Here is an 11,237-nt window from a genome sequence, read left to right on the forward strand (position 1 = left end):
GCGCGGGGCGCCCCGGCCGGCGGCCCCGCCGCGCCCCCCCCCCCCCCCGCCGCCTCGTGTTCGTTTACGGTTCTCGTTCTGCTCTACGGCTCTACGGCTCTACGGCTCTACGGCGCCGGGCGCGGCGATAGCGGCGGCGGTGTCCGTGGCACCGCCCGCCCGCACCGGGCCGCCGCCCGGACCCGTCAGCTCCGCGGGACCGCCTCACCCGTCGCCGCGTCCACGACCTTCCGGCCGCCGAGCGGCGCGTCCAGCGTCACCGCCACGGTCTGCTCCTTCGCGACGGCGATACACGCCTTCCCCGGAGCGTTCCACTTCCCCTCGACCGTGACCTCGACCGAACCGCCGCTCTCCCGGGCCGACGCCCGGTAGCTCTCGCAGACCCCGCCGTAGAAAGTCAGCTTCAAGGCCCGGCCGTCCACCCGGTACTCCGTCACGGCGCTCACCGTCGGCGCGGGCTTCTCCGCCGGAGGCGGAACATCCCCGCCGCCGTCCGACGGCGGCTTGTTCCCGCCACCCGGCACCGGAGCGGGCGAGCTGTCCAGAAAACGCTTCTCCACCGCGGGCTGCGCATGGACGAACTCCGGGCCCCCGCCCGTCGCCGCCACCCGGAACAGCCAGGCCGGAACGAACGTCACCTCGTCCGCGCCGTGAACCGCCGACAGCCCGAGGGCCGCACCCGCCACCGCCATCCGCTGCGGCGCCGGACGTGCCGGGCCGCACTCCGCCGCCGCGCCCCGGTCCGTACTCACCGCGTCGTCCCCGCCGCCGAGCGGAACCGACGTGGCACAGGCGGGCGGCCCCGACCGGCCCTCACCGACCGACCCCAGCACCGCCCGGCCGGCCTCCCGCAGCGCCTCGTCCGCCGAGACCAGCGGATAGACGTCCCGCTTCGAAGGCACCGCCGCGAACCCGTTGCCCCGTACCACCGTGCCGTCCGGGCCGATCGTCAACCGCGTCGCGTACCCCTGCGTCCGCACACCGCCGACCAGCGGATCCGCCGTCACCATCCGGTCCGCGCCCACGGTCTGCCGGGCGTCGACGACCGCGTCGGCCAACCCCAGCTCCTTCAGCACCGAGGCCGCCGCCTGCCGGGCACGCGCCTCCGACACCGGCGTACCCGAAGACCCCGCGGCCCCGGGCCCGGTGGCACAGACGGTGGGACTCGCACAGGCGTCGCCGCCCTCCGTACCCCCATGGGCCCGGTACGACCAGGAACCCGGAGCCTTCCCGCCCACATCCACGACCGGCCCCGTACCGTCGGCCGCCGGACCCGAACGCCACATACCGCCGCTCCGCCGGGGCGCCTCCGGCAGCCCCAGCGCCTTCGCCACCCGGGCCGCGTCCGCCGCCGGGAGATCGCCACCGGCCCGGTACACGGCCGCCCTCCCCGGCCCGCCGGGGAACGAGACACCCTTGCCGCGCTCCAGGACCACACCCAGCGGCCCCGGCTCACCCGGCGCTATCCCGGACACCGCGCCCGGAGCCGACGAGAGCCCCGACTCCGCCCGGATCTTCGGCGGCTCCGGGTCGGCCGCCGACTTCCCGGCCGCCGCGCCCCGGTCACCGGAATCCGATGAACCGCCCACCGCCAGATAGAGCCCACTGCCGCCGCCGACCACCAGCACGGCCGCCACGACCGACGCGATCAGGGGGGTACGCCCGCGGGTGACCCCCTTGCCGTCCTCCGTACTCCTTGCACCGCTCACCGCGAACTCCTTCGCCTCGCCCCCCGGCGGTCCCCCGAGTGGGAGCCACGGCGATGGGACGGAAGGCGGGCGCGTACGGTTCCCCGGCGGTCGCCCCCGGTGGCCGCGGCGTCCTCCGGCGCACCCGCGCGACCTCAGCCGTAGCCCGGCAGCCCGCGCACCAGCCGGACCGACGCCGCGGGCACCACCACACCCCGGATCGAGGACGGCGGCACCGGAGCCGCCACGACCCGCGCCGCGACCGGCCAGTGCGGAGCCATCCGCACACAGTCACCCCGCAGCTGGGCCAGGGTGAAGTCGGGGTCGCGAAACGCTGGAGCAGGGGTGGAGTTCGTCATGAGCGCACCGTATGCACCCCTAAGTTCACCGGAGAAGGATCTACTATGGGGTAGTTTATGTTCTTTGGTGGCCTGACACGACCGGGTAGCGTTAGGCGTCTTTTCCACCCCGCCACAGGAGCCCACACGCCGTGCGAATCGCAGTCACCGGATCCATCGCCAATGACCATCTGATGACCTTCCCCGGTCGCTTCGCCGACCAGCTCGTCGCGGACCAGCTCCACACGGTCTCCCTCTCCTTCCTCGTCGACACCCTCAACGTCCGCCGAGGAGGCGTCGGCGCCAACATCTGCTTCGGCATGGGACAACTCGGCACCCGGCCGATCCTCGTCGGCGCCGCCGGAGCCGACTTCGAGGAATACCGCGCCTGGCTCGACCGCCACGGCGTCGACACCGGCTCCGTACGGATCTCCGAAGTCCTCCACACCGCGCGCTTCGTCTGCACCACCGACGCCGACCACAACCAGATCGGCTCCTTCTACACCGGCGCCATGAGCGAAGCCCGGCTCATCGAACTCAAGTCCGTCGCCGACCGCGTCGGCGGCCTCGATCTCGTCCTCATCGCCGCCGACGACCCCGAAGCGATGCTCCGCCACACCGAGGAATGCCGCACCCGCGAGATCCCCTTCGCCGCCGACTTCTCCCAGCAGATCGCCCGGATGAGCGGCGACGAGATCCGGATACTGCTCGACGGCGCCCTCTACCTCTTCTCGAACGAATACGAGAAGGGCCTCATCGAAAGCAAGACCGGCTGGACCGACGAGGAAATCCTCACCCGCGTCGGCCACCGGGTCACCACCCTCGGCTCCCGCGGCGTCCGGATCGAACGCGCCGGAGAACCCGCCATAGAGGTCGGCTGCCCCCAGGAAGAAGCCAAGGTCGACCCCACCGGCGTCGGCGACGCCTTCCGGGCCGGCTTCCTCTCCGGACTCTCCTGGGGCGTCGGCCACGAACGCGCCGCCCAAGTCGGCTGCATGCTCGCCACCCTCGTCGTCGAAACCCTCGGCACCCAGGAGTACACCCTCAGCCGAGTCCACTTCATGGAACGCTTCACCAAGGCCTACGGCCACGACGCCGCCACCGAGGTCAAGCGGTACCTCTGATTTGCGGCCCGGTCCGCCTCCGGGGCGCCTCAGCGGTTTTCACCGGTCGGTCGTGCTCGGTCGCTCGTACCTCGCGGCCTCCGCGTTCTCCCCGCTGAAATCCGCGCGCCCCTCCGGCTCACTCGCCCTCTCCGGCGCGAGGGCGAAGCCAGGCGCCCCGGGGCGCGGAGCTTGAGAAGGGGCGCGGGGCCGGGTGGTCCGGGGGCGTCTTTACGGGGCACCTGACGCGCGGCCCGCGGGCTCACTCGCCTCCGGGGCGAGGGCAGAATCAGGCGCCCCGGGGCACGCTCCTTCAGAGGTCCGCTACGACACGCGGCGGACGAGATAGGCCGTGCCCCGGTCCGACGGGCGCTCGCCCAGATACTCCTGGCCCCGCATCTCGCACCAGGCCGGAATGTCCAGGCGAGCCGCCTCGTCGTCCGAGAGGACCGTGATCGTGGTACCCACCGGGACCCGGGGCAGCAGCTTCGCCAGCTCGATCACCGGAATCGGGCAACGCCTGCCCAGCGCGTCCACGACCGGGGACCCACCGGCCCCGCCGGACTCCCCGGCCCCGGGCCGAGCCGGCCCGGCCGGGGCGCCGGCCTTCGCCCGGACCCCGGCCACCAGCTCCGGCAGGACGGCCAGAAAACGGTCCACGTCCGCCGACTCCGTACCCGGCGGCAGGGACACCCGGACATTGCCCTCGCTCAGCACTCCCATCGCCCGCAGCACATGGCTCGGGGCCAGCGTCGACGACGTACACGACGAACCCGACGACACCGAGAAGCCCGCCCGGTCCAGCTCGTGCAGCAGAGTCTCCCCGTCGACATAGAGACAGGAGAAGGTGACCAGATGCGGCAGCCGCCGGACCGGGTCGCCCACCACCTCCACATCGGGTACCAGCCCGGGCACCCGGGCCCGGATCCGGTCCACCAGGCCCCGGAGCCGTACCGCCTCGGCCGCCGCCTCCGCCCGGACCGCCCGCAGGGACGCCGCAGCGGCCACGATCGCGGGCAGATTCTCGAACCCCGCCGAACGTCCCGACTCCCGCTCGTCCGCGGGCTCCTGCGGAGCGAACCGCACCCCCTTGCGGACCGCGAGCAGCCCCACCCCCGCCGGGCCGCCCCACTTGTGCGCGCTCCCGGCCAGCAGGGACCACTCCGCCCCGACCGGCCCCCAGGCCAGTGACTGGGCCGCGTCCACCAGCAGGGGCACCCCCGCCTCCCGGCAGGCCCCGGCGACCTCGGCCACCGGCTGCTCCGTACCCGTCTCGTGGTTCGCCGACTGCAGACACGCCAGGGCCACCCCCTCACCCGAGGCGTCCGGCCCGAGGGCTCCGGCGAAAGCGGACTCGGACACCCGGCCCAGCCGGTCCACCGGGACCTCCGTCACCGCGAACCGGCCCGCCGCGTGCAGTACCGACGAGTGCTCCACCGCCGACACCACCACCCGGCGCCCCGCCCTGCGGCGCGCCGACACCGCCCCCGACACCCCGAGATGGACCGCCCGTGTCCCCGAAGGAGTGAAGGTGAGCTCATCCGGACGGCAGCCCACCGCCTCCGCCGCCGCCTCCCGCGCGGCATCCAGCAGCAGCCGGGCCCGCCGCCCCTCCCGGTAGAGCCGGGCCGGATCGGCCCACCCCTCGTCCAGGGCGGCGAGCAGCGCCTGCCGGGCCACGGGGTGCAGGGGAGCGGAGGACGCGGCGTCGAAGTAGGGCACGGCCTCAACGTACGCCCCGTACGGCCCCGGCCCCCGTGCGCCCCCGCCCGGCGACGCGCCACGACGCGCCCGGCGATCGCCGCCGGACACCCCCGCGAGCCCGCCGGAATCACCGCCTCCACGAGCCGTCCGGAGCGGTCCGCCCGGTTCCGCTACCGGCGGGTCCGGGGCGTCCGCGCCACCTCGAACACCCTGCTTTTGGGGTGGAAATCCGGGGAAATATCGGGGGGATTCCATCCCTTCAGGGGGTCGGACGGCGCGTTGGGCACCCTCCCCGCGCGACCCCAAATAGCGTCCAGTAGGGTTTGGTCCGCATAAACATCCAAACCCCTGCCCGCGTCAGGGCCGGCGACCGACCAGCGAGACGGCCGCACCCGTCGCGCGCGGGCCGAGACTCTCGGGAAGGCGCTACGTGAGTCCCAACGGCTCCGACCGCTCGTCGCGGCGCCCGATGCGGCGGAAGCTGCCGCAGGTGCTGACTGCGGGCCTGATTCTGGTTACCGCCACCGGTTGTGAATACACCTGGGAAGACTTCCCCCGGCTGGGCCTGCCCACCCCGGTCACGGAAGAGGCACCCATCATCCTCTCCCTCTGGCAGGGCTCGTGGGCGGCGGCGCTCGTCACCGGCGTCCTCGTCTGGGGTCTGATCCTGTGGAGCGTCTTCTTCCACCGGCGCAGCCGAACCAAGGTGGAGGTCCCTCCGCAGACCCGGTACAACCTCCCCATCGAGGCGCTCTACACCGTCGTCCCCCTCATCATCGTCTCGGTGTTCTTCTACTTCACCGCCCGAGACGAGTCGAAGCTGCTCTCCCTCTCGGACCAGCCGAAGCACACGGTCAACGTGGTCGGCTACCAGTGGAGCTGGGCCTTCAACTACATCGAGAACGTCCCCGGCTCGACCGGTGACGCGAAGACGGACAAGAACCTCAAGGCCATCCCGGACAAGTGGCTGAACGACCTCCCCGCCAACGCGGGCGGCGTCTGGGAGGCCGGTATCCCCGGCACCCGCAACCCCGAGACCGGCAACCCGGGCCCGACCCTGGTCCTGCCGAAGGGGGAGAAGGTCCGGTTCATCCTGACCTCCCGTGACGTCATCCACTCGTTCTGGGTCGTCCCCTTCCTCTTCAAGCAGGACGTCATCCCCGGGCACACCAACGCGTTCGAGGTGACCGCCACTCAGGAGGGCACCTTCCTCGGCAAGTGCGCCGAGCTCTGCGGTGTCGATCACTCCCGGATGCTGTTCAACGTCAAGGTCGTCTCGCCGGAGGAGTACCGGACGTACCTGAAGGAGCTGGCTGACAAGGGTCAGACCGGGTACGTCCCGGCGGGCATCGAGCAGACCAGGCCGGCCAAGAACGCGGAGAAGAACCAACTGTGAGCATCCTCAACCAACCCCAGGGTGCCGCCGCGACCGACGACTCGTACGAGAACGAGCTGCCGGTCCGGCGCAAGCAGCCCGGCAACGTGGTGGTGAAGTGGCTTACCACCACCGACCACAAGACCATCGGTACGCTCTACCTGGTCACGTCGTTCGTGTTCTTCGTCATCGGTGGCGTGATGGCGCTCTTCATGCGCGCCGAGCTCGCTCGTCCCGGCACGCAGATCATGTCGAACGAGCAGTTCAACCAGGCGTTCACGATGCACGGCACGATCATGCTGCTGATGTTCGCGACGCCGCTGTTCGCCGGATTCGCCAACTGGATCATGCCGCTGCAGATCGGCGCGCCCGATGTGGCGTTCCCGCGGCTGAACATGTTCGCGTACTGGCTCTACCTCTTCGGCTCGCTCATCGCGGTGGCCGGCTTCCTCACCCCGCAGGGCGCGGCCGACTTCGGCTGGTTCGCCTACTCCCCGCTGTCGGACGCGGTCCGCTCGCCGGGTGTCGGCGCCGATATGTGGATCATGGGTCTGGCCCTCTCGGGCTTCGGTACGATCCTCGGCTCGGTCAACTTCATCACCACGATCATCTGCATGCGCGCTCCCGGCATGACGATGTTCCGGATGCCGATCTTCACCTGGAACGTGCTGCTCACCGGTGTGCTGGTGCTGCTCGCCTTCCCGGTTCTGGCCGCCGCGCTCTTCGCGCTGGAGGCCGACCGCAAATTCGGCGCCCATATCTTCGACGCCGCCAACGGCGGCGCTCTGCTCTGGCAACACCTCTTCTGGTTCTTCGGCCATCCAGAGGTGTACATCATCGCCCTGCCGTTCTTCGGCATCGTCTCGGAGATCATCCCGGTCTTCTCGCGGAAGCCGATGTTCGGCTACATGGGCCTGGTCGCCGCCACCATCGCCATCGCCGGTCTCTCGGTGACGGTCTGGGCGCACCACATGTACGTCACCGGCGGCGTGCTACTGCCGTTCTTCTCCTTCATGACATTCCTCATCGCGGTACCGACCGGTGTGAAGTTCTTCAACTGGATCGGCACGATGTGGAAGGGGTCCCTCTCCTTCGAGACCCCGATGCTCTGGACCATCGGCTTCCTGATCACCTTCACCTTCGGTGGTCTGACCGGTGTCATCCTGGCCTCGCCGCCGCTGGACTTCCACGTCTCCGACTCGTACTTCGTGGTGGCGCACTTCCACTACGTCGTCTTCGGCACCGTGGTCTTCGCGATGTTCGCGGGCTTCCACTTCTGGTGGCCCAAGTTCACCGGCAAGATGCTGGACGAGCGGCTCGGCAAGATCACCTTCTGGACGCTCTTCCTCGGCTTCCACGGCACCTTCCTCGTCCAGCACTGGCTGGGCGCCGAGGGCATGCCCCGCCGGTACGCGGACTACCTGGCCGCCGACGGCTTCACGGCGCTGAACACCATCTCCACCATCAGCTCCTTCGTCCTCGGCGCGTCGCTCCTGCCGTTCTTCTACAACGTCTGGAAGACCGCCAAGTACGGCAAGAAGGTCGAGGTCGACGACCCGTGGGGCTACGGACGCTCGCTCGAATGGGCTACGTCCTGCCCGCCCCCGCGGCATAACTTCCTCACCCTCCCGCGGATCCGTTCGGAATCCCCGGCGTTCGATCTGCACCACCCCGAGATCGCGGCTCTGGACCAGCTCGACCACGCCGACACCGCCCTCACCACCGGGAAGGAGTCCGGCAAGTGAAGATCCAGGGACGGATGTTCATCTGGCTGAGCGTCTTCATCCTCGCCGTCGCCATCCTCTACGGCGTCTGGTCGAAGGAGCCGGCCGGAACCACCGCGCTCTTCATGGCCTTCGGCCTGAGCGTCATGGTCGGCTTCTACCTGGCCTTCACGGCCCGGCGGGTCGACGCGATGGCCCAGGACGACAAGGAGGCCGATGTCGCGGACGAGGCCGGCGAGCTGGGGTTCTTCGCCCCGCACAGCTGGCAGCCGCTCTCCCTCGCGGTCGGCGGCGCGCTCGCCTTCCTCTCGGTGGCGGTCGGCTGGTGGCTGATGTACTTCTCGGCGCCCATCATCCTCATCGGCATCTGGGGCTGGGTCTTCGAGTACTACCGGGGCGAGAACCAGAACCAGTAGTCACCGGTAGGCACCGGCAGTCGTCGGTGCGGCCGTGTCAATGACACACACCGGGCCCGGGCCCCCCTTCACCCAGGGGGACCCGGGCCTTCCCCTTTTGTACGCACCCAGCGCGCCCCCGGAAGGCGATCTTCCTACGGTGTGAGTTATGAACCACACGCCCCGGTTTCGTACGGCTCTGCGCTGCTCCCTGCTGCTGGTCTCCCTCGGAGCGGTGGCGATCGCCTGCGGCGAGAGCGCCCCCGATCCGCTGACCGTCAAGCCCTACGACGCGGCGAAGCAGATCACCTTCAACACGCCGCTGGGCGGTACCAAGGTCGATCCCGACAAGCCGCTGGAGGTCACGGTCCAGCGCGAGGAGGGGCGCATCACGGACGTCTCCGTGACCGACGACACCGGGCACCACCTGGCCGGCGAACTCTCCGCAGACGGGGTCCGCTGGCGCTCCACGGCCCCGCTCTCCGCCGGGGCCCGCTATACCGCCAGGGTCGCCACCGAGAACGCCGAGGGCTCCCCGGGCGCCCGTACGCACACCTTCACCACCGCCGCCGCCAAGAAGGCCCTGACCGTGGAGTTCGGCCCCGAGTCGGGCGAGTACGGGGTCGGCCAGCCGGTCATCGCCGAGCTGAGCGCCCCGGTGGACCGGGCCGCCCGCAAGGCCGTGGAACGCGGACTGAAGGTCGACGTCAAACCCGGGGTCGAGGGCGCCTGGCACTGGCTCAACGACGAGGTCCTGCACTACCGCCCCAAGGAGTACTGGCCCGCGGGCGGCAAGGTGACGGTCACCAACAACCTCCAGGGCGTCAGAATCGCCAAGGGGCTCTACGGCGGCCCGCCGACCGAGTCCCTCACCATGGAGTTCGGCGACCGGATGGAGGCCGTGGTGGACGCCTCGTCGCACTGGATGACGGTGCTCCGCAACGGCGAGGTGATCAACACGGTCCCGGTCACCACCGGCAAACCCGGCTTCGCCACCCGCAACGGCGTCAAGGTCGTCCTCGGCAAGGAGTACTTCGTCCGGATGCGCGGCTCCAGCGTCGGCATCTTCGGCGACGAGGCGTACAACCTGCCCGTCTACTACGCCACCCGGGTCACCTGGAGCGGCGAGTACGTCCACGCCGCGCCCTGGTCCCTGGGCTCCCACGGCTACGCCAACGTCAGCCACGGCTGTACCGGCATGTCGACCAGGAACGCCGCCTGGTTCTACGAGACCTTCAAGGAAGGCGACCTCGTCCAGGTGATCAACAGCATCGGCGAGGACATGGACGTCTTCGGCAACGGCTACGGCGACTGGAACATGGAGTGGGACGAATGGCGCGGCGGCAGCGCGCTGAGAGCCGAGACCAAGCCCGACGGCAGCGCCGCCGGCGACACCGCCCGGCTCCGTCCCCGGCTCTGACCCGGGCCGTCCCGGGCGGGGCGACCCGCCCGACGCCCCCCTGTGCACCCGTACGGCCCCCCAATGCGCTCAGGGGGCCGTACGGGGACCGTCCGGCCGCCGCCCGGCCCGTACCGCCGGAAAACGGAACGGGGGCCTCAGCGGGCGGCCTCCGGCCGTCCACAAGGCCCCCGGATTACCCCGAAGGAGGGAAACCCGTCCCTCAGGCGTCCACGGCCGTACGGCTGCGCAGCAGCGCCGCCAGCGCCGCGGCGAACTCCACCGGATCCACCGGCAGCGTCACCGCGGCCTCGGCCCGGCTCCAGGTCGCCAGCCAGGCGTCCTGCGGGCGGCCGATCAGCAGCAGCACCGGCGGGCAGTCGAAGATCTCGTCCTTGATCTGGCGGCAGACACCCATACCGCCCGCCGGAACCGTCTCCCCGTCCAGCACGCAGACGTCGATCCCGCCCGCCTCCAGCCGGGTGAGCAGGGCTGGCAGGGTGGCGCACTCCACGAACTCGACCGGGGGCACATCGGGCGCCGGCCGCCGTCCCGAGGCCAGCCGCACCTGCTCACGGGTGTTGGCGTCGTCGCTGTAGACCAGCACGGTGGCGGTCGGCTGCATCGTTCCTCCGCGTCTTCGGCGTCTTCGGACCCTGGTACCGATGGGCCGGATGCTACTCCGTCCAACTGCCGCCCGACAGCCGCCCGACACCGGGTTCCCGGCTCCGGCGATGGGCCGTTCGAGCTGGGAAGGGGGCACTGACACACCGAACGGCACCCCCCGGAGTGAGGGCGGGATAAGCGACCGACATAATGTCGGTCGTGGCGACAGCAACGACAGTAGATATCGGGCACGCGCACCCGTCGGTCAATCGACCGAACCTCACCAGCGTCGGAACCATCATCTGGCTGAGTTCCGAGCTGATGTTCTTCGCGGCCCTCTTCGCGATGTACTTCACTCTTCGATCGGTGACGGGTGCCGACTTCTGGAGTGAGCGGGCGGACCTGCTCAACTTTCCCTTCTCGGCGACGAACACCACGATCCTGGTGCTCTCCTCGCTCACCTGCCAGCTCGGCGTTTTCGCCGCCGAGCGCGGTGATGTGAAGAAGCTGCGGACGTGGTTCATCATCACCTTCGTCATGGGCGCGATCTTCATCGGCGGCCAGGTGTACGAGTACACCGAGCTGGTCCAGCACGGTCTCTCCCTGAAGTCCGACCCGTACGGTTCGGTCTTCTACATGACGACCGGCTTCCACGGACTGCACGTCCTCGGTGGCCTCATCGCCTTCCTGCTGGTCCTCGGACGTACCTACGCGGCCCGGCGCTTCACCCATGAGCAGGCGACCGCCGCCATCGTCGTGTCCTACTACTGGCACTTCGTCGATGTCGTCTGGATCGGCCTCTTCCTCACGATCTACATGATCAAGTAACGGGGCGGGCGCTACCGCCTGACGACGGCGGCCGGTACCGGAGCACATCCGGACGACCGCCGAATCACGCAGACAGA

10 protein-coding genes are annotated in these 11,237 nt (G+C 70.3%); 6 read left to right on the top strand and 4 right to left on the bottom strand.

Annotated features, from left to right (window positions below; genetic code table 11):
- Positions 1-185: 185 nt before the first annotated feature.
- Complete coding sequence (locus tag ABZ714_RS31380) at positions 186-1,709, bottom strand: hypothetical protein (protein ID WP_358828746.1); 1,524 nt, start codon at positions 1,707-1,709, stop codon at positions 186-188.
- A 134-nt stretch (positions 1,710-1,843) separates the two neighbouring features.
- Entirely contained in the window at positions 1,844-2,047 is a 204-nt protein-coding gene (locus ABZ714_RS31385) for a hypothetical protein (RefSeq protein WP_358828747.1), read from the bottom strand.
- Between the two features lie 131 nt (positions 2,048-2,178).
- On the opposite strand from ABZ714_RS31385, the gene ABZ714_RS31390 reads away from it, so the two are divergent.
- Positions 2,179-3,150: a carbohydrate kinase family protein gene (locus tag ABZ714_RS31390; RefSeq protein ID WP_358828748.1), complete on the top strand. Its 972-nt coding sequence runs from the start codon at positions 2,179-2,181 to the stop codon at positions 3,148-3,150.
- Between the two features lie 303 nt (positions 3,151-3,453).
- Here the strand turns inward: ABZ714_RS31390 and ABZ714_RS31395 are convergent, their stop codons facing one another.
- Positions 3,454-4,851 (bottom strand): aminotransferase class V-fold PLP-dependent enzyme, encoded by a 1,398-nt coding sequence (locus ABZ714_RS31395; protein WP_358828749.1) that lies wholly within the window; start codon positions 4,849-4,851, stop codon positions 3,454-3,456.
- 412 nt (positions 4,852-5,263) lie between these two features.
- Here ABZ714_RS31395 and coxB point away from each other — a divergent pair, with 412 nt between their 5' ends.
- From coxB to ABZ714_RS31415, 4 genes are all read left to right on the top strand, one after another.
- Positions 5,264-6,229: a cytochrome c oxidase subunit II gene (gene coxB, locus ABZ714_RS31400; RefSeq protein WP_358828750.1), complete on the top strand. Its 966-nt coding sequence runs from the start codon at positions 5,264-5,266 to the stop codon at positions 6,227-6,229.
- Positions 6,226-7,953 carry a cytochrome c oxidase subunit I gene (gene ctaD, locus ABZ714_RS31405; protein WP_358828751.1) on the top strand — a complete coding sequence of 576 codons (1,728 nt, stop codon included), beginning with the start codon at positions 6,226-6,228 and terminating at the stop codon, positions 7,951-7,953. Before coxB ends, ctaD begins: the two co-directional genes overlap by 4 nt.
- On the top strand, positions 7,950-8,348 hold the full coding sequence (locus ABZ714_RS31410) for a cytochrome c oxidase subunit 4 (RefSeq protein WP_358828752.1): 399 nt from the start codon (positions 7,950-7,952) through the stop codon (positions 8,346-8,348). The genes ctaD and ABZ714_RS31410 overlap by 4 nt, the downstream gene beginning before the upstream one ends.
- A gap of 148 nt (positions 8,349-8,496) precedes the next feature.
- Positions 8,497-9,747: an Ig-like domain-containing protein gene (locus ABZ714_RS31415; protein WP_358828753.1), complete on the top strand. Its 1,251-nt coding sequence runs from the start codon at positions 8,497-8,499 to the stop codon at positions 9,745-9,747.
- A 202-nt stretch (positions 9,748-9,949) separates the two neighbouring features.
- On the opposite strand, the gene ABZ714_RS31420 is transcribed toward ABZ714_RS31415, so the two are convergent.
- Positions 9,950-10,351, bottom strand: coding sequence for a hypothetical protein (locus ABZ714_RS31420; RefSeq protein WP_358828754.1), 402 nt, complete (start codon positions 10,349-10,351; stop codon positions 9,950-9,952).
- Between the two features lie 191 nt (positions 10,352-10,542).
- On the opposite strand from ABZ714_RS31420, the gene ABZ714_RS31425 reads away from it, so the two are divergent.
- Complete coding sequence (locus ABZ714_RS31425) at positions 10,543-11,160, top strand: heme-copper oxidase subunit III (RefSeq protein WP_358828755.1); 618 nt, start codon at positions 10,543-10,545, stop codon at positions 11,158-11,160.
- Positions 11,161-11,237: the final 77 nt, after the last annotated feature.

This window comes from Streptomyces sp. NPDC006798, from assembly GCF_040635975.1.
Lineage (GTDB): Bacteria > Actinomycetota > Actinomycetes > Streptomycetales > Streptomycetaceae > Streptomyces.